Annotated in this window: 16 protein-coding genes; 11 read left to right on the forward strand and 5 right to left on the reverse strand. The window is 40.9% G+C overall.

The window, feature by feature from the left end:
• Nucleotides 1-128: 128 nt before the first annotated feature.
• From ruvB to E7413_02445, 3 genes are all read left to right on the forward strand, one after another.
• Entirely contained in the window at nt 129-1,157 is a 1,029-nt protein-coding gene (gene ruvB, locus E7413_02435; protein ID MBE7018718.1) for a Holliday junction branch migration DNA helicase RuvB, read from the forward strand.
• Nucleotides 1,090-3,066 (forward strand): AMIN domain-containing protein, encoded by a 1,977-nt coding sequence (locus E7413_02440; protein ID MBE7018719.1) that lies wholly within the window; start codon nt 1,090-1,092, stop codon nt 3,064-3,066. Before ruvB ends, E7413_02440 begins: the two co-directional genes overlap by 68 nt.
• A 162-nt stretch (nt 3,067-3,228) precedes the next feature.
• Nucleotides 3,229-4,134, forward strand: coding sequence for a GPR endopeptidase (locus tag E7413_02445; GenBank protein MBE7018720.1), 906 nt, complete (start codon nt 3,229-3,231; stop codon nt 4,132-4,134).
• Here the strand turns inward: E7413_02445 and E7413_02450 are convergent.
• Nucleotides 4,131-5,174 (reverse strand): hypothetical protein, encoded by a 1,044-nt coding sequence (locus E7413_02450; GenBank protein MBE7018721.1) that lies wholly within the window; start codon nt 5,172-5,174, stop codon nt 4,131-4,133. The two genes, E7413_02445 and E7413_02450, sit on opposite strands and share 4 nt — an antisense overlap.
• A 111-nt stretch (nt 5,175-5,285) precedes the next feature.
• Here E7413_02450 and E7413_02455 point away from each other — a divergent pair, with 111 nt between their 5' ends.
• The gene (locus E7413_02455) at nt 5,286-5,519 is read left to right on the forward strand and encodes a hypothetical protein (GenBank protein ID MBE7018722.1); all 234 of its coding nucleotides are present in this window, start codon (nt 5,286-5,288) and stop codon (nt 5,517-5,519) included.
• Nucleotides 5,520-5,555: 36 nt separating this feature from the next.
• On the opposite strand, the gene uvrC is transcribed toward E7413_02455, so the two are convergent.
• The 4 genes from uvrC to rsmD all read right to left on the reverse strand — a co-directional run bounded on the left by uvrC (nt 5,556) and on the right by rsmD (nt 9,123).
• Entirely contained in the window at nt 5,556-7,400 is a 1,845-nt protein-coding gene (gene uvrC, locus E7413_02460) for an excinuclease ABC subunit UvrC (protein MBE7018723.1), read from the reverse strand.
• Nucleotides 7,401-7,524: 124 nt separating this feature from the next.
• Nucleotides 7,525-8,103: a hypothetical protein gene (locus E7413_02465; protein ID MBE7018724.1), complete on the reverse strand. Its 579-nt coding sequence runs from the start codon at nt 8,101-8,103 to the stop codon at nt 7,525-7,527.
• Nucleotides 8,104-8,122: 19 nt separating this feature from the next.
• Nucleotides 8,123-8,596, reverse strand: coding sequence for a pantetheine-phosphate adenylyltransferase (gene coaD / locus E7413_02470; protein MBE7018725.1), 474 nt, complete (start codon nt 8,594-8,596; stop codon nt 8,123-8,125).
• Complete coding sequence (rsmD, locus tag E7413_02475; GenBank protein ID MBE7018726.1) at nt 8,593-9,123, reverse strand: 16S rRNA (guanine(966)-N(2))-methyltransferase RsmD; 531 nt, start codon at nt 9,121-9,123, stop codon at nt 8,593-8,595. Before rsmD ends, coaD begins: the two co-directional genes overlap by 4 nt.
• 215 nt (nt 9,124-9,338) lie before the next feature.
• Here rsmD and recJ point away from each other — a divergent pair, with 215 nt between their 5' ends.
• From recJ to E7413_02510, 7 genes are all read left to right on the forward strand, one after another.
• Nucleotides 9,339-11,048: a single-stranded-DNA-specific exonuclease RecJ gene (gene recJ, locus E7413_02480; GenBank protein ID MBE7018727.1), complete on the forward strand. Its 1,710-nt coding sequence runs from the start codon at nt 9,339-9,341 to the stop codon at nt 11,046-11,048.
• A gap of 36 nt (nt 11,049-11,084) precedes the next feature.
• Entirely contained in the window at nt 11,085-13,259 is a 2,175-nt protein-coding gene (locus E7413_02485) for a bifunctional (p)ppGpp synthetase/guanosine-3',5'-bis(diphosphate) 3'-pyrophosphohydrolase (protein MBE7018728.1), read from the forward strand.
• 17 nt (nt 13,260-13,276) lie between these two features.
• Nucleotides 13,277-14,029: an RNA methyltransferase gene (locus E7413_02490; protein ID MBE7018729.1), complete on the forward strand. Its 753-nt coding sequence runs from the start codon at nt 13,277-13,279 to the stop codon at nt 14,027-14,029.
• Between the two features lie 71 nt (nt 14,030-14,100).
• On the forward strand, nt 14,101-14,460 hold the full coding sequence (locus tag E7413_02495) for a zinc ribbon domain-containing protein (GenBank protein MBE7018730.1): 360 nt from the start codon (nt 14,101-14,103) through the stop codon (nt 14,458-14,460).
• A 100-nt stretch (nt 14,461-14,560) separates the two neighbouring features.
• Nucleotides 14,561-15,922: a hypothetical protein gene (locus tag E7413_02500; GenBank protein ID MBE7018731.1), complete on the forward strand. Its 1,362-nt coding sequence runs from the start codon at nt 14,561-14,563 to the stop codon at nt 15,920-15,922.
• Nucleotides 15,923-15,958: 36 nt separating this feature from the next.
• Entirely contained in the window at nt 15,959-18,604 is a 2,646-nt protein-coding gene (alaS, locus tag E7413_02505) for an alanine--tRNA ligase (protein MBE7018732.1), read from the forward strand.
• Between the two features lie 2 nt (nt 18,605-18,606).
• Nucleotides 18,607-18,951, forward strand: coding sequence for a histidine triad nucleotide-binding protein (locus E7413_02510; protein ID MBE7018733.1), 345 nt, complete (start codon nt 18,607-18,609; stop codon nt 18,949-18,951).
• Nucleotides 18,952-18,989 lie beyond the last annotated feature (38 nt).

Genomic DNA, 18,989 nt, shown 5'->3' on the forward strand with positions numbered 1-18,989 from the left:
GCGTACCGATCTTGAAAAGTACGCGGCGTTCGCTGAAAAGCACAATCTGAGCAATTTTTCTGCAACTTGAGTTTTATCTGGAGAATTCAGAAAATCAGGAAATCCTATGGAAAGGAATCAATGACCCTATGGAAGAAAGAATTGTTTCTCCCGAAGTGATGGGCAATGACTCGGAATTGAGTCTTCGTCCCAAAACACTTTCGGATTATATCGGGCAGAAAAAAGTAAAGGAAAATATGAAAATCTTTATCGAAGCTGCCAAAAAACGAAATGAATCCCTGGACCACTGTCTGTTTTACGGACCACCCGGACTGGGAAAAACCACATTGGCAAATATCATTGCTAATGAAATGAATGTAAACCTTCGGGTCACTTCGGGTCCTGCTATTGAAAAGCCCGGCGATTTAGCGGCAATTTTAACTAACTTAGCGGAACATGATGTGTTATTCATTGATGAAATTCACCGTCTATCCAAAAGTGTGGAAGAAGTGCTTTATCCCGCTATGGAAGACTTTGCTTTAGATATTATCATCGGAAAGGGACCTGCGGCAAGAAGTATCCGTCTGGACTTGCCTAAGTTTACCTTGATTGGCGCCACCACCAAGGCAGGAAGCCTTACATCACCTCTTCGTGACCGTTTTGGAGTGCTTCAGCGGTTGGAATTGTATACTCCTGATGAATTGGCTGAAATTGTACTTCGTTCTGCGCAGATCATGGGAGTTTCCATTGAAGAATCGGGAGCCAGAGAAATTGCAAGCCGATCTCGCGGAACTCCCCGTATTGCCAACCGTCTTTTACGCCGTGTCCGTGATTATGCGGAAATTAAAGCAAACGGAAATATTGATGAAACAACTGCTGATATGGCACTGTCTATGTTGGAAATTGACCAGATTGGGTTGGACAGAACCGATAAACATATGATTATGACGATGATTGAAGCCTTTGGCGGCGGTCCTGTGGGACTGGAAACATTGGCTGCAACCACAGGAGAAGATTCTAATACCATTGAAGACGTGTATGAACCATACTTAATGCAGCTGGGATTTATACAAAGAACCCCTCGCGGAAGAATGGTTACACGTTTGGGGTATGCTCATTTCGGTATTCCCTATGATGAGCCCACGGAAAATCCATTTGAACAAATCTCTTTGGGATAATTGCATAGGTTATGGGAGAAAACACTCCCTTGGATATAGGAAAGGAGGAATTATGCGAAATTTCTTTCGTTGTATTTTCATCAGTTTGTTGCTTCTTGTGCTGGGAGCTTCTATGCCGGCTATGGCACAGGAATCAGACGACATTAAAATTTATTTTCGAAACAAGCAACTCACATCCGATGCTGCACCTTTTATTGAAAACGGACGTACGATGGTTCCTGTTCGTATGGTTGCGGAGAATATGGGGTATGATGTGCTTTGGAATCCGTCCAATCGAATGGTTACCATCTTATCTGTGGATCACAGAATGGTGCTGACTATTGACCAGAATACCGCTCAGGTAGGCAGCAGGCGAGTGACCATGGACACACCTGCCATTATCCGTTATGACAGAACTTATGTGCCAATCCGCTTTATTTCCGAAAACTTTGGCTATCAGGTGGATTGGGACAACGATACCAGGAGTGTATTTATTACAGAGCCGGAACCGACTCCCACTCCCACACCAAAACCCACTGCAACACCAAAACCCACTGCAACACCAAAACCGACAGCAACACCCAAACCCACAGTAAAACCGGGAACTACACCGAAACCATCTACATCGCCCGGAACAGAGAACGATGGACCGTTCTATGGTACAGTGGATGAATCGGATGACCTTTCCATCACCAAAATTTTCACGGAGCGTACCACCAATAAATTATACTTAAAGGTTCAGGCAACCGGTGGACGAATTGAAGATCCGCGCACGATGGAACTGGAGGATCCCTTGCGCTTTGTGATAGATATTCCCGATGCGAAATTAGACACGGGAACCAGAGAAATCAATGTTGGATCCGAATATATTTCCAAAGTTCGTTTTTCACAGTTTACCAAGGAACCCAATAGTGTTCGAATTGTTATTGACTTAAATATGGAAAACGATGTAACCTATGGATATGAGGATGGTTTCTTCACCTTGTCGATGAAGGATTCACCGTCTGAAATCAAAAATATTTCTGCGAAAGAAAATAAAGATTCGGATGAGATTAACATTACTTCCAATACCGTTTTGGCACCGGAATATTTTGTTCTTTACAATCCGTATCGAATTGTATTTGATTTCTATAATACCGAATGTAGCGCAGAAACATTTGAATTTGAAGGAAAATACATAGAAAAAATTAAGTTCTATGAACATCCTGAAAAAACAAGAGTGACTATTACCGCGGAAGAAAATGCAGAATACGAATTTGAAGCAGACGGTAAAAACTTCCGCATTACGGTGACGGAACCCACAGAACCTGTTGCAACACCGAAACCCGGTAATACCGGCGGTAAATACGATATTAAAATTGTATTGGATCCCGGTCACGGCGGAACCGAACCCGGTAGTGTGGGATACTTAAACGGTAGTGCAGTAAAAGAAAAAGATGTAAACTTAAAGATTGCCAATAAGGTATTGAAAATCTTAAGAGACAAAGGCTACAACATTATTCCCACCAGAACTACCGATACTTATGTGGGTCTTACCACCCGTGCAGAAATTGCAAACTCTGCAAATGCAGATGTGTTTGTATCCATCCATAATAATTCATTCAGTGATTCTTCTGCAAAAGGTACGTTGACAATGTATGCATACGACAGTCCCAAGTCGGGTCAGAGTATCTCAGGAAAAACCATTGCTCAGATTATGCAGAATGAATTGATTAAGGGTACGGAAGGTCAGAACCGCGGTCTTATGAAGAATTCTCAGATTGTTGTAATTCGTAAGACCAAGATGCCTGCTATTCTGCTGGAATGCCTGTTTATGTCGAATCAGAGTGACTTACAAAAATTAACAGACGAAGCTCGCATCAATAAGATTGCAGAACATGTAGCACAGGGTATCGAAAATATTTGCGAAAAGATGGCATCCACCAAATAATGGGATCATCGTAGCGTCAATCGTCTACAACTTTGTTGCAGACGTTTCAAATCCATAATAAGAAAAACGCAAGGGATTTTCCTTGCGTTTTTCTTTTGTGTAAATCATATAAAATTTGAGCATACTGTTATTATGGAAATTTGGTTTTAAGGGGGATTCGATATGTTAACATTGCGGACTGATCTGGCATTGGAGAGTATATACACGCACGATAATAAAGGCATTATCAAACAAGAGAGACAAGAAGATAATTGTGTGGTTACCGAAATTTCCATCACCACTCAGGAGGCAGCTCAATTGGTAGGGAAACCAATGGGGAATTTTGTGACATTGGAATTTCAGACTTTTCCCGACCGTGATCCCGTTGTGTTAGAGAAAAATGCCAAAGTCATTGCGAAAGAGTTGGGCAAACTATTGCCACAAAAGTCGGAACGTATTTTGGTAGTAGGACTTGGAAACCGCAACATCACTCCCGATGCATTAGGGCCTTCTACGCTGGATGGTGTAATGATTACCAACCATGTGCTGGAATACATCAATACCGAGGGAGAAAACGATTTTCGTGCAGTTTGCGGAATCTGTCCCGGGGTGTTGGGAATTACAGGAATTGAAACGGTAGATATTGTGCAAGGTGTGGTGGAAAAATATCAGCCGTCTCTTGTGATTGCAGTGGATGCATTGTGCGCAGGAAGTCCGGAGCGGATGTTTTCTACCGTGCAGCTTACCAATACGGGAATTCATCCCGGTTCCGGGGTTGGAAATCGAAGGGATGGACTGAATCAGGAAACGCTGGGGGTTCCTGTGATTGCAATTGGGATTCCCACCGTTGTGGATTCTCATTCTATTGTCTACTCTGCACTTACCGGCTTTTTTGAAAAAAACGATAGTTTAGCGGAAGCGGAACATATGATTTCTGATATGATGAAATTTGCGAAATCGGGATTATTTGTCAGCCCGAAAGATATTGATAATCTGATTACACACAGTGCCAGAACCTTATCAGGGGGCATCAACTTGGCATTGCATAAAAATATCGATTTGGCATTTTCTGAACATTTCGTGTCTTAAGGGGTGCTGTTTAATACATCGGCAACTGCTTGTGCCGCCAGTTTTGCTCCTTGTTTAGCTTCTTCCAAGGTGTTTCCGTGTGAGCCGATTTCAAAAATAACGGAATTTTTAGTGGTGTGAGTATTAAACCGTTCCACTCTTAAATCAAGAGGACGGGCAAAATTGGGGTAGCTTGCTTGCATAATACCTTGCACTTTCAATGCAAAGGAAAGATTCTCTTTCCAGTGAGGGTGGGGGAGACCGCCTTCGCCGGTTCCGCAAACCAGCATAACCTGTGCGGTTTCAACCCCGTTAATAGTAGTGAGTGGCCGTACTTTTTCTTGATTTGCTCCGATTATGGCATCGCGGTGCAGATCAATCACCACTTCTATTGATGGGTTTTCTTTGAGAGCTTTCGTCACACTTTCCAGACTCTTTTTATAGGATGTAGTGTAGGGAACATCGTGAACAGTGGTGATATGCAGCGTTTTAATGCCGTTTTCTTCCAGTACCTGCTGGAATTCTTCTCCGATACTGATCATGTTTTCCTGAGGGTTTTGGGAACGGTCATTTGGGAAATAAGACTCTGTGGTATGGGTGTGAACCAAGAGAACTTTATAGCCCTCGGAATTTTTTTGAAAGGAAATTGGCTTTTGCAATAAATTTGCAACGTCCACACTTTGGTTGGTATGATTTTTGATTTGAACATTCTGAGCACTTATTTTTGATAAATCTGCTCGGAGCTGCGGAGTTTCTGTGGGAACGGGAGTTTCCGTGATAGCATCAGCAGGAGATTTCGTGGCTGGAGTTTTGGGAGCTATCGATGATTTCTCAAAGGGCATTGCCGCATATACCGTAGGGCCTGATTTTAAAGAGAATTTATCAGAAAGTTGGTTTTGCAATTTGTTGTTTTTTTCAAAAAGAATATCTTTGGCGATATATTGGCAAATCCGATGAGGAATTTTTAAGGAGACCGAACCGATCATCAGGAGTGTGATGATTGCGATCAGAATCATCTTTTTGATGAAATTTTTGATAGAGATAAAAATTGTTTTTTTCATAGGAAACCTCTCTTTATTTTATTGTATGAGGAACTTGTGAAAAAGAGAACTGCTTGTTTCGGTGTATAAACCTGCAAATGACATCGGATAATAATATCAGGGAGTGATTATATGGAACGAAAAAAAACCGTGCTTGAGGAAGCGGAAGAGATTGTTGAAAATTATATTCAGAAACAACAGGAAATTTCACATCGATTTTACCGGAAAGGAAAGAAAGACGATTATCATAAACTAAAAAAGATAAAAAAACAAAGCAAACGACTGAATCCAAAGGGGATTGGTCTTTTGCTTTGTCTGGGGGGATCTGTTTTGATATGGGGCGTTCTTTTTTGGTGGATTTTTTAGTTTTTTGATATTAGCCTTGAAGGACAGCATTTTCGCTTAATGACTTTCGTTTTCCTCGTTGTGAAAATACTGATAAATATTTAACGCAACCCCGAAAGGAAGGGCTTTTTGCAATTCCTCAAGGGTTGCTTCTTTTATTTGTTTTAAAGTTTTAAAGTGTCCGTACAGTTTTTTTATGGTAGCCATGCCAACCTTGGGAATTGTCAGAAGCTCTGATTGGGTAGCTGTCAAAGTGTTTTTTTTCTTGTGGTAGGAGATGGCGTTTTTGTGTGTTTGCTCATTGATTTTGGAAAGAAACACAAACAAAGCTTTGTTGGATTTTAAATCCAACAAGCGATAACCGTCTGTCAGATCCTTCAGACGGTGCTTGTCATCCTTCACCATTCCGAATACCGGTATTGAGAATCCGTATTTTAAGAGAACTTCTTTCGCACATTTCACCTGACCTTTTCCACCGTCTACCAAAATCAGATCAGGAGCAACTTCAAACCCTTTGTCACTATTGGTAAGGTGATAAATCCGGCGGTCCAGCACTTCGTACATAGCGGCATAATCGTCAGAACCGTTATGGTTTTTGATGCCAAAGGTTCTCTTTTCTTTTTGAGAGAGAACACCATTTTCGTACACCGTCATAACACCAACTGCATTGGAGCCTGCAGTGTTGGAATTGTCGTAACTTTCAATTCGCAAAGGAGCTTGTTCCAAACCGACAAATTCTTTTAGCAGAAAGAGCTGGTCATCTATTTTGGTTTTCAGACGGAGTTTGATGGCTTCAATGGCATTAACTCTTGCCATTTCAATGAGATTTTTTGTGAATTTTCCGCGGCCCCGGGATACGGTGATACCTTCTTGAAACAGCTCTTCCATTTGTTTGGAAAGTTCTTCATAGGGAATTTGGTAATCTGTATTAATGGATATCACAATTCGTTTTGTGATGGTATCTCTTGCCAGATAAAATTGTTTTAAAAAGGAAGCAATCATATCCTCATCGGATACATCTCGGGAATCCGGAAAGGTATAGCTTTTTTTATCGTGAATGATTCCGTCTTTCACGGTCAACACCGAAATAGCGGAAATTTCACCATCGCGGTAGCAATATAAAACATCCAGGTTGACTTTTTTTACAGTCACAACCTGATGCTTTTCAGCAAATTTTTCTGCTAAACGAATATTGTCCCGATATTTTGCCGCACCTTCAAAATCCAGGTTTTCTACGCAGGCTTCCATTTTTTTTGCTAAAACGGGAATTAAACTTTTCAATCCGGAATCCAGTGCATGAATAGCTTCTTTGAGCTGATGATCATATTCTTCGCAGCTCACCATTCTTGTGCAAGGTGCAGAGCAGTATCCCATATGATAATTTAAGCAGGGACGTTTTTTTTCTTTGGTTAAGTCTGCGTGACAGGTTCTTAGTTTATATTCTTTGGAAATCAAATCAATGGCACCGTTTACCACCTGTGCATTCAGGTAAGGACCGTAGTATTTATTGGCGTCCCGTTCGGTTTTACGAACCAGCGAAAGATAGGGGTAAACGGTTTTCTTTTCTATTTTAATAAAGGGGTAGGTTTTGTCATCTTTTAAAAGAATGTTATATTTGGGCTTGTATTTTTTGATCAGATTGTTTTCCAGCAGGAATGCATCTTTTTCCGAGTCTGTGATGATATAATCAAAGTGATCCACATGCAGAACCATCTGCATGGTTTTTAAGTCTTTGGGAGAACCTCCGAAATACTGAGATAATCGGTTCCACAGGGACTTTGCCTTACCTACATATATCACGCGGTCATCTCTGTTTTTCATCAGATATACGCCTGGTTTTTTTGGCACCAGCTTCAGCTTTTCTCGATGCTCTGCCAACTTTGGATTTCCGCTTATCGGCATGCTGTTTCCCTCCAATCTTATTCATTTACAAGAAAGGGCTATTACAACAATGTAACAGCCCTTTTGGGTTTTTGGTTATTTATATTTTTTGAACCCTTTTTTGAGGCATTCGCCGATGCGAATATTAGTCTTTTGCGCTGTTAATAACCTGTCTGGAAGATGCAATTTTATCCAGTAAGGTTTCAGTTTCCTGATAAGAAGAGCTGATCTGAGAATATGCGGTGTACAGAGTATCTCTTGCAGAATTCACAGTCTTTTCTGCAGTCTGCAGTAAGCTGTCTGCATAATTTTGTGCACTCTGTTTATACTGGTCTGCTCGTTCTTTGGTTTCATCATAAAGTGCGGTAGCTGCAGCTTCTGCTTTGTGTTTGATTTCTACAGCTTCCATATCTGCTTCTTTTACGATTTCTTCGGATTTTAACTTTGCAATCTTGATGATTTCAGTTTCGTTAACCATCTGAACCACCTGCTGATTTGCACTTTCAATAATGGATGCAGCTTCCTGTTTTGCTTCGTTAATAATACGGTCTCTTTCTTTTTTTACCCACTGAGCCTGTTTTAATTCTTCGGGGTAGTGAAGTCTCATCTGTTCCACAACGTTCCAGACTTCTTCTCTGTCAATCATACATTTGGTAGAAAGAGGCACTTTCGATGCGCTTTCCACGATTTCTTCCAATTCTTCTATTAACGCCTGTAAATCCATAACACTTACTCCTTTTATGTTAAAATTTGTTTAAAATATCCTGTTCAATTTCTTTGGGAACAAGCCCGGAAAGGTCGCCTTTGTAACGAGCAAGTTCTTTCACAATGCTGGAGGACAGGAACATATATTCCTGCGCGGTTGGTAAGAACATTGTTTCCAAGTCCGGCATTTGATTTTTGTTGGCTAAAGCCATTTGAAATTCATATTCAAAATCTGACACAACCCGCAAGCCTTTTATCAGCACGTTGCAGTCGTTTTTTTTGGCAAAATCCACCAGTAAACCATCGTAACAAACCACTTCCACATTGGGCAGGTGGCGGGTGGTGCGGCGAATCAATTCCAGCCGTTCTTCCACAGTGAACAAAGGTTTCTTTGCACTGTTGGTAAGTACCGTTACAATCACTTTGTCAAACAGTTTTGAAGATCTGGTGATAATATCCAGATGGCCATTGGTTAAAGGGTCAAAACTACCGGGGTAAATCGCTGTTTTCATTTTTTGACTCCAATTCTTGTTCGTATTCTTCCGAAAACTCTTTCTTTGATCATTTCTATGGATTCGGGAATTGCAACCTCTTCTTTTTCATCACATTCCCACACCACAATAGCGTTGGTTGATAAAAGATTGTTTTCCACCAGCTTTTTGAGTGCGGAATCAATCATTTTTTTTCCATAAGGAGGGTCTAAAAATACCAAATCAAATTGATGGTTACATTTTCCTAAAAAGTCAAGATAATCGCTTCGAATGATTTCAGACATTTCTTCAAAACGAAGCTTTGCAATGTTTTTCTTCACAAACTCGGGATTTAAATCCACAAAAGTACAACGTGTTGCACCGCGGCTTAAGGCTTCGATTCCCATAGCGCCGCTTCCTGCAAATAAATCAAGCACACATCTTTTTGGCACTTCAAACTGAATCATATTGAAAATTGATTGCTTGACTTTATCGGTGGTGGGGCGGACGGAAAGGTCCGGAGAAGCCTCTAAAATAGCTCCTTTTCGAATTCCGCTGGTAACCTTCAAATTATTTCAACTCCGATGTGAGGTTTTTACCGTATTTTGCTACGTTCTGCAGAAAAAAAGATGTGAAATCATCAGCTTTTTTTGCAGTATATACAAAATATCATTATCTATTCTAGCATATCTTTATTGATTTGTAAAGTTTTTTTTCAAATATATCTTGAATTTTTTTAAAAATAGTGTTATAATGTAAAAAAATATAAGAAAGCAGGACCTGTATGATGACGAAGAAAAGCAAATGGGTGTTGAAACAGCCGAATCCCGAATTATCAAAAAAGATAGGAGAAGAGCTGAAATTGCACCCCCTTTGTGCAAATGTTCTTTGCAACCGCGGCATTGAAACTACCGAGCAGGCGACTCGTTTTTTAAACCCTGATGTGAATACGCTTTTAGATCCGTTTTTACTTCGGGATATGAAAAAAGCAGTAGATAAAATTCAGGAAATCATTGCAGATAATCAGAAAATTGTGGTTTACGGTGATTATGATGTAGATGGAATCACCGCTGTTTCCATGATGTATCTGTATTTAAAATCCAAAGGAGCAAACGTTTCTTACTATATTCCGTCCCGTTCTGACGAAGGATACGGTTTAAATAAAGAAGCAGTTCTATCCTTCAAAAATGAAGGAGTAGGCTTGATTATCACAGCTGATTGCGGTATCACCGCATTTGATGATATCAGCTATGCCACTTCTTTGGGAATTTCTGTGGTAATTACCGACCATCATAAATGTAAGGAGCAACTGCCTCCTGCCTATGCTATTGTGAACCCCAAACGTCCCGATTGCCCCTATCCTTTTAAGGAGCTTTCCGGGGTTGGTGTTGCCTTTAAGCTGATTGAAGCGCTGGAAGGCGGCGGAAAATCCAAAGAGCTTTTGGAACAGTACGGGGATTTACTTTGCCTTGGTACTATTGCAGACATTGTTACCTTAACCGAGGAAAACCGTGTTTTTGTATCTTTGGGTTTAAAGCTTTTGGATGATCCTCAGAACTTAGGTTTGAAAGCTTTGATTCAGGAAGCAGGCCTTTCCGGTAAGGTTCTGACCTCTTCTCACGTGGGCTTTATTATTGCTCCCAGAATTAATGCTGTGGGCAGATTGGGCAATGCAGTGGATGCAGTAAAACTGTTTACCACTTCCAATGCCAAAGAAGCTGAAACCTTAGCAAAAATGTTGTGCGATGAAAATGTTCGTCGTCAGACGATTGAGCAGGAGATTTTATTAACAGCTTGTCAGATTATTGATAAAGAAAAACTTCACACTACTGACAGAGTAATCGTGTTGGCATCTGAAGCGTGGCATCATGGGGTAATCGGAATCGTAGCTTCCAGAATTACCGAACGTTACGGAAAACCCTGTGTGTTAATGGCAATAGACGGTAATGAAGCGAAAGGTTCTTGCCGTGGGGTTCAGGGATTCAATATGTTTGAAGCATTGTCTTATTGCGACGATTTGCTTTTAAAATTCGGTGGACACGAATTGGCAGCAGGTTTAACTGTTTCTAAAGATAATATTGATGCATTCCGTGAAAAAATCAATGCATATGCCAAAGAAAATTTCAACACCAAAGTGTATGTGGAAGAAATTGCTTATGAAGGTAAGATTACCGACAAAGATATCAATTTGGAATTAACCGATATGTTGGAAAGCATTCAGCCGTGCGGAATGGGTAATCCCATGCCTCAGTTCCTGATTGAAAAGGTGAAAATTGAAAATCTTACTTATTTTGGCGATGAAAAACATATTCGTTTGCGTTTTTCCAAAAAAAGCTTTTCCATTATGGTAATCGGTTTTGGATTGGGTACTAACGAAAGCTTCCGTATGCTTCGTGATGGTGATATTGTGAACGCAATTGTTTCTCCTTACACGAACGAGTATCGCGGCAAAAAGTATCCCGCCCTGAAACTGAAAGATATTAAATTGGTATAAATGTTTGATTGCCAGAAAGGTTTGATTGGATAACTTATGGAGCAGTTTTCCCATCTTTTAGATAAGATTACCAAATATAATCCCAAATGTAACCGGGAGCTTTTAGAGAAGACTTATCGGTTTTGTAAGGATGCCCATGAAGGACAGTTTCGTCGTAGTGGTGAACCTTATTATAATCATCCGTTTGCTGTTGCAGAAATTATCGCAGAGTTGAATTTGGATGACGAATCGATTTGTGCTGCATTACTTCATGATACCATCGAGGATACCGAATATGGTTACGATTACGTGAAGAAAGAATTTGGCGAAGATATTGCTAATATTGTTGACGGTGTGACCAAATTAGGTCGGATTGAATTTTCCACCAAAGAAGAGGAACAGGTAGAGAATCTTCGCAAAATGTTTATGGCAATGGCGAAGGATATCCGCGTGATTTTAATCAAACTTGCAGACCGTTTGCATAATATGCGAACCATGAAGAGTATGCCGGAGCATAAGCGCCGTGAAAAAGCGCTGGAAACTATGGAAATCTATGCTCCTATTGCGCACCGTTTGGGGATTTATAATCTGAAGTGGGAATTGGAAGATCTTTCTTTATTGTATTTGGATCCCATCGGTTATAAAGAAATTTCCACCGGGATTGCCAAGAAAAGAACCCAGCGTCTTCAGATTGTTGACGATATTAAAGAGCAACTCACCGACAAGCTTTCTGAAATCGGTGTTCAGGCTCATATTGAGGGCAGAGCTAAACATTTTTACAGCATCTATAAAAAGATGTATTCCAAGAACATCACCTTAGACGAAATCTATGATTTGTTCGCTCTTCGTATCATTGTGGGCACCATCACAGATTGTTATACCGTGTTAGGTTGTGTTCACGAACTATATAAACCGATTCCGGGCAGATTTAAAGATTATATCAGTATGCCCAAAAAAAATATGTATCAGTCCTTGCACACCACTTTGGTGAGCCATGCAGGAACTCCCTTTGAAATTCAGATTCGTACCTGGGATATGCACAGAACTGCTGAATATGGGATTGCTGCTCACTGGAAGTACAAGGAAGGTGCCCAGAACAAGAACTCCACGGGAGATAAATTCCAATGGGTTCGTCAGCTTCTGGAAACCGAAAAAGATTTTTCCAACCCATCGGAATATATCAGTCATATTAAAATTGACTTGTTTGCCGATGAGGTATTTGTGTTCTCCCCGAAAGGAGACGTATATAGTCTTCCCAGCGGTTCCACTCCCATCGACTTTGCATTTATGGTGCATAGTGCGGTAGGTTGGAGAATGGTTGGCGCTAAAGTGAATAATCGTATCGTTCCCATTGACCAGCATCTGCAAAATGGGGATATTGTGGAGATTATTACTTCCGCTAATTCTCAGGGCCCCCATTCCGATTGGTTGAAAATTGCACGTACCAGTCAGGCGCGAAGCAAAATCAATCAGTGGTTCAAAAAAGAAAAAAGGGAAGAAAATATCCAAAAGGGAAAAGAATTGCTTGAAAAAGAAATCAAGAAATTCGATATGACCTTAAAGGATTTAGTAGAAAACGAAGAACTCTTTGGCTACATTTCCAAAAAATACAGCGTGGCAAGAGTGGAAGACTTTTATGCCATTGTTGGTTACGGCGGTATCACCGCTCAGAAAATCGGTCTTCGAATTGAAGATTATCTGGAACGAACCCGTCCTCAAAGTGATGAATCTGTGTTGGCAGAAATTCAGAATACTTCCAAGGATAAGCAGGGGAAACATGTAAAACAGGGAATTGTGGTAAAAGGGCAGGAGGGTTGTCTTGTTCGTACCGCAAAATGCTGTTCTCCTGTTCCCGGGGATAAGGTTGTGGGATATATTACCCGAGGCAGAGGTGTTACCATTCACCGTGCTGACTGTGTGGCTCTTCGTGATATAGAGCGTTCCGATGGTGACAGAAACCGTTTGGTGGAAGCCACCTGGGAGGCGGAAGACGGCCATACTCACAGCGTAGATTTGGCGGTTACTTCTGCAGACCGATCCGGCTTACTGGTTGATTTGACGTTGGCATTAAACGATATGAAAGTTCCTGTCAACGCCTTAACCGCAAAAGTGTTGAAAGACGGTTCCGGTTTAATTCAGATTAATATCGATGTTACCGGTCAGGATCAGCTGAATAAGATTTTAGTTCGTTTAAACAATGTTAAGAGCGTTATTTCTGCGAAACGAATTTAAAATGGAGATTTTTTAAAATGAAAGAAATCACCAGTGTGAAAAACAAAACGGTATGTGAGGTTAAAAAACTCAAACAAAAGAAATACCGTACCCAAACAGGAACCTTTTTGGCAGAAGGGTACCGTAATGTGTGTGACAGCATGAAAAAAACTCTTCCGGAAATGGTTTTTTTAGAAGAAACTTTTGAGTTTGCAGTACCGCAATGCGAAAATACCTATTTGGTTACCAAAGAGGTGATGAAGGAAATTTGTGATACAGACACCCCACAAGGGATTGCGGCTGTATTTCGGATTCCCGAAGAAGAAGCAATCAGTTCTTCTAAAATGCTTCTGTTAAATGGCGTTTCTGATCCCGGCAATATGGGAACGATTCTTCGCACTGCTTTAGCAGCAGGTTTTGGCGATATCGTTTTAGATGAAAAATGTGCCGATGTGTATTCACCTAAGGTGATTCGATCTGCAATGTCGGCAGTCTTTTCATTAAATTTAGTTCGCTGTAAATCTTTGGAAGATGTGATTGTAAAATTAAAACAAAACGGATATCAGATATGTGCGGCTGCCCTGACCGAAGAAGCTGTTTCCTTGTATGAAACAAAGTTTTTTGGAAAAACCGCTTTAATGTTTGGTTCTGAAGCCAACGGAATTTCAGAAGAACTATTGCAATTAGCCGATGTTTTCTACATGATTCCGATGGAAAAAGAGATTGAATCCTTAAATGTGGCGGTTGCTGCAGGGATTAGTATGTATGAGTTGGTACGACGGCAGAATTGAGCGTATCATAAACGTTGAAGAAAGAATCAGCATATTCTATTACATTATATATATTATGGAGGTAAAACATTATGGCATGGTATGACAAGGTGAGAAGTACCGCAACCAAAACTGCAAAATACGCAAAGGATAAGTCCACCGATCTTTATGATATTACCCGGATGTCTTTTGCAATTAACGAAAAAGAAAATAAAATTGACAAAATTTTCAGAAACATCGGAATGCTTACTTATCGTGATCACGAAAACGGTGCTGAGTTTTCCGAAGATATTGTGTTATTGTTAGAGGATATTGATAAAAAATACGAAGAGATTGATGCCTTAAAAGCAGAAATCAATAAAATTAAAAACGTGGAAGTTTGCCCGGAATGTAAAAAAACCAATCCGAATGGAGCTAATTTTTGCTTATCCTGCGGCGCAAAATTAAAATAACAGAAAAAAAGAATGCTCGGCAAAATATCCTAACGGGTATTTTGTCGTCCATTTTTTTGTTTAGTGCTAACTTATTTGATAATACCGGAGGTGTAATGATTTGAAGAAAGAATTAACATCCGGGAAAATCGTAGTCTTGTTGTTGGGAATTATGCTGGTGTTGTTTGCCTGGTGTAACTTGCTTGTTCCTGTTGCCGGAATGGGCGGAGCAGATTATTATCAGATTGCATCCGGCGGCTTTTGGTTAAATAGCGGTACCGGTTGTCAGACCTGGTTTTCATCTATTCCTGCTGAAAATAGTTATACCGGCACAATGAATGTGATTTTGCGGCCGTTATCTGTTGTTTTTCACGGATTCGATGTAAGAATTCTTTCCACGCTGTACTTTGCGGCTGCGTTAGTTGCATTTTTCTTCTTCTTAGCGAAAATGCAGACGGAAAAACTGTGGCATAAAGCTCTGGTTGGAGGTGTAGCAACCTTTATTTTCTGCGATTTTTCTTATCTTCTGCATTTAAATTCACTCAATGTGGAAGGTGCTTTGTACTGCTTTATTTTGGTGATGGTTTGTTTACTGTTTTCGCAGCTTTTTACCAAACCCGGTATCTGTCGCACCTTGTTATACTCAGTACTGGCATTTTTGGTTGCCGGAATGAAAACCGGATATTTTTGGATTGGAATTCTGCTGGTGGTTTGCCAGTTACCTGTGCTGATGATTAAAAAAGAGTTGTGGTACCGTATTGTGACCGTTTTTTTGACGGTGGCAGTTTCGATTGGCTGCGTGACTTGCTTTAGTGACGGTGTTTATTACGGAAAAGAGCAGCAGAATAAGTTCCATTCTGTGTATTATGGAGTGTTAAAAGATAATGAAGATTCGTCTGCTTTGGAAAAACTGGGATTACCCAGGGAAGCAGATGCCTATGTAGGCAAAAGCGTGTATGAAGTGGATTCATCTGTGGTGGAAAACGCTTCGTTGAATGTTGGTTATTCCAAGGTGATTTCCTATTATTTGACTCACCCGGGAACATTCCTGAAAAAATTAGAATGCAGTGCTGATAACGGTTATGAAATTCGTCAGCAGTACAATTCCAACTATCCCGAATATCATAAAATCAAACACGGTTTTGACGGTTACAGTGCCTTAAAACGTCGTGTGATGCAACCGGATTTATGGTTTGTGTTAGTATTTTTGGGAGCTGTTATTGCTTTTTCTGCTGTACAAATGAAAAAACAGAATGATGAGAAGAAGAAAGCATATTATCTTACAATGATTCTTATTTGCACCACAACATTAGCCGTTTTTTTGGCACCTGTTATCATCAGCGGAGAAGCTGCCTTGGGAGCTGAACTGTTTTTGTATAATTTATTCTTTGATATCGTTCTTTGCTACGTTATCGTTGGCGGAACTATTATGATTTGCAAACGTCGTGAAACTATTCAGAAAAAATATGGCGTAGAGCAATAATTTACTTGTATTTAAAAGAAAGGATACATAAAACTTATGGAAAAAATGGGTCTTAACCAAATCCGAGAAGAATTTTTATCATTCTTCCAGGAAAAAGCGCATTTAAGAATGCAGTCTTTTCCTTTGGTGCCGATTAACGACAACTCCCTCTTGTTAATCAATGCAGGGATGGCACCTTTAAAAAAATATTTTACGGGAGAAGAAACTCCTCCCTCCAAACGTGTAACCACCTGTCAGAAATGTATCAGAACTCCTGATATTGAACGTGTTGGAAAAACCGCACGTCACGGTACTTTCTTTGAAATGCTGGGGAATTTCTCCTTTGGTGATTACTTTAAAAACGAAGTAACCGGCTGGGCATGGGAATTTATTACCGAACGTATGAAATTACCCGTGGACAGACTGTGGGTCAGCGTGTATCAGGACGATGATGAAGCATATGATATCTGGACCAAAAAAGTTGGTGTTTCTCCCGACCGTATGGTTCGTTTAGGCAAAGAAGATAACTTCTGGGAAATCGGTACCGGTCCCTGCGGTCCTTGTTCTGAAATTTACTTTGACCGTGGTGAAGAAAACGGATGCGGCAGCCCCGACTGTGCAGTTGGTTGTGACTGTGACCGTTTCGTAGAATTCTGGAACCTGGTATTTACCCAGTTTGATAAAGATAAAGACGGCAACTATAACCGTCTGGCTCATCCTAATATTGACACCGGTATGGGTCTGGAACGTATCGCTGCAATTATGCAGGGCGTTGGTTCCTTATTTGAAGTTGACACCGTAAAAAGGGTGTTGGACACCGTTTGTCAGATGTCCGGCAAAACCTATGGTGCTGCTCACGAAACCGACGTTTCTATCCGTGTGGTAACTGACCATATCCGTTCCACCGTGTTCTTGGTATCTGACGGTGTTATTCCTTCCAACGAAGGCAGAGGCTATGTGTTAAGAAGATTACTCCGTCGTGCAGCCCGTCACGGAAAACTGTTGGGAATCGACAAAATGTTCTTAACTGAACTTGCCGATGTGGTAATTTCCCAGTCCAAAGATGCATATCCGGAACTGGCGGAAAAACAGGATTACATCAAGAAAATTATCTCCACAGAAGAAGAAAAATTCTATAAAACCATTGATGCAGGCCTCTTAATGCTCAGCGATTTCATCACTGATATGAAAGCGAAAAACGAAACCGTGTTTGATGGTGAAGTGGCTTTCAAACTGTACGATACCTACGGCTTCCCCCTGGATTTAACCAAGGAAGTAGTAGAAGAAAACGGCTTTACTTTAGATGAAGACAAGTATCAGGCTTGTATGAATGAACAGAGAGAAAAAGCGAGAAACGCCCGTGGTGATACCTCCACTTTAGGTTGGGAAAATGAAGTTGCAAAACTCATCAAAGACCTGCCGTTCTGCGAATTTATCGGCTATGATAACTTAACTTGTGATGCAACTGTTACCGCTATCTTAAAAGACGGCGAACTGGTTGACGCTTTAGGTACAGGAGAATCCGGCACCGTTCTGACCAATACCACCGTATTCTATGGTGAAAGCGGCGGACAGGCAGGGGACACCGGTATTCTGTCTGCAAACGGCGTGAAAGCAGTTGTTACCGATACTGTTAAATATACTGACGGTAAATTTGGTCATATGGTAACCGTGGAATCCGGCGTTTTAGAAAAAGGCGCAACCATTTCTATGGAAGTGGATAAAGCAAAACGTCTTGCAACTGCAAGAAACCATTCCACCACTCACTTACTGCAGAAAGCTCTGCAGACCGTGTTGGGTGACCACGTTCATCAGGCAGGTTCTTATGTAACCCCCGAACGTTTACGTTTTGACTTTGCTCATTTTGAAGCAATGACCGCTGATGAAATTGAAAAAGTAGAAGCTCTGGTAAACGATGCCATCTTATCTGCAATGGAAATCAATTGCAGAGTAATGCCCATTGATGAAGCGAAAAAACTGGGTGCTATGGCACTCTTCGGCGAAAAATACGGCGACAATGTTCGTGTGGTAACCATGGGCGATTATTCTATGGAATTCTGTGGCGGTACTCACTTAACCAACACTGCTCAGGCTGGTCTGTTTAAAATTGTTTCCGAAAGTGGTGTAGCGGCAGGCGTTCGCAGAATTGAAGCCGTAACCGGTACCAACTATCTGGAATATATGGCAAAAAGAGAAGAACTGTTAAAAGAAACTGCGAAAGTGTTAAAAGTAAATAACCTTTCTGATTTAACTGTTCGTGCAAATCAGTTTGTTGATGAAATGAAAGCACAGAAACAGCAGATGGATGAACTTCGTGCAAAACTTTCCAAAGGGGAAGCAGACGAAATCTTGAATTCTGCAAAGGATGTTTCCGGCGTTGCTTTAATCACCGCACAAAAAGAAGGGGCAACCGTGGATATGCTCCGTAATCTGTGTGACGAAATTAAGAATAAATTTGCAGAAAATCCCGTTGTGATTGTTCTGTCTAACTTGGCAGACGATAAAATCACCTTCTTAGCAAGTGCCAACAAAGCGGCAACTGCAAAAGGTGCACACGCAGGTAACATCATCCGTGAAGTAACCAAAGCGGCAGGCGGTTCCGGTGGCGGTAAACCTGATATGGCACAGGGTGGCGGTAAAGATGCTTCTAAAATTGCGGATGCGATTGCGTTGGCAGAAGAAGTTCTGAAAGGACAGTTGTAATCATGGAAGATTGTTTATTCTGTAAAATCATCAAAGGGGAAATCCCTTCTAAAAAAGCTTACGAAGATGAAAATGTGTATGCATTCTGGGATATTGCTCCCACTGCACCCGTACACATTCTGGTGATTCCCAAAAAGCATATTGCCACCTTGAATGATGTAAACGGCGAAAATGCAGATGTGATTGCAAAAATCTACGAAGCAATTCCGAAAATTGCCAAAGAAAACGGTATTGCGGAAGATGGATACCGCGTAGTATCCAACTGTAATCAGGCAGCAGGGCAGACGGTATTTCATATTCACTTCCATTTATTGGGTGGCAGAGAATTAACCTGGCCTGCAGGTTGATTCCAGTATTTTCAAGATAGCAGAAAAAATATTAAAAA

It is taken from the genome of Oscillospiraceae bacterium, assembly GCA_015068645.1.
In the GTDB taxonomy this organism is placed as follows: domain Bacteria; phylum Bacillota; class Clostridia; order UMGS1840; family UMGS1840; genus SIG452.

Coding starts and splice junctions, on each gene's coding strand:
- ruvB (MBE7018718.1), top strand. CDS start 129: ATGGAAGAAAGAATTGTTTCTCCCGAAGTGATGGGCAATGACTCGGAA.
- E7413_02440 (MBE7018719.1), top strand. CDS start 1,090: ATGCTCATTTCGGTATTCCCTATGATGAGCCCACGGAAAATCCATTTG.
- E7413_02445 (MBE7018720.1), top strand. CDS start 3,229: ATGTTAACATTGCGGACTGATCTGGCATTGGAGAGTATATACACGCAC.
- E7413_02450 (MBE7018721.1), bottom strand. CDS start 5,174: ATGAAAAAAACAATTTTTATCTCTATCAAAAATTTCATCAAAAAGATG.
- E7413_02455 (MBE7018722.1), top strand. CDS start 5,286: ATGGAACGAAAAAAAACCGTGCTTGAGGAAGCGGAAGAGATTGTTGAA.
- uvrC (MBE7018723.1), bottom strand. CDS start 7,400: ATGCCGATAAGCGGAAATCCAAAGTTGGCAGAGCATCGAGAAAAGCTG.
- E7413_02465 (MBE7018724.1), bottom strand. CDS start 8,103: ATGGATTTACAGGCGTTAATAGAAGAATTGGAAGAAATCGTGGAAAGC.
- coaD (MBE7018725.1), bottom strand. CDS start 8,596: ATGAAAACAGCGATTTACCCCGGTAGTTTTGACCCTTTAACCAATGGC.
- recJ (MBE7018727.1), top strand. CDS start 9,339: ATGATGACGAAGAAAAGCAAATGGGTGTTGAAACAGCCGAATCCCGAA.
- E7413_02485 (MBE7018728.1), top strand. CDS start 11,085: ATGGAGCAGTTTTCCCATCTTTTAGATAAGATTACCAAATATAATCCC.
- E7413_02490 (MBE7018729.1), top strand. CDS start 13,277: ATGAAAGAAATCACCAGTGTGAAAAACAAAACGGTATGTGAGGTTAAA.
- E7413_02495 (MBE7018730.1), top strand. CDS start 14,101: ATGGCATGGTATGACAAGGTGAGAAGTACCGCAACCAAAACTGCAAAA.
- alaS (MBE7018732.1), top strand. CDS start 15,959: ATGGAAAAAATGGGTCTTAACCAAATCCGAGAAGAATTTTTATCATTC.
- E7413_02510 (MBE7018733.1), top strand. CDS start 18,607: ATGGAAGATTGTTTATTCTGTAAAATCATCAAAGGGGAAATCCCTTCT.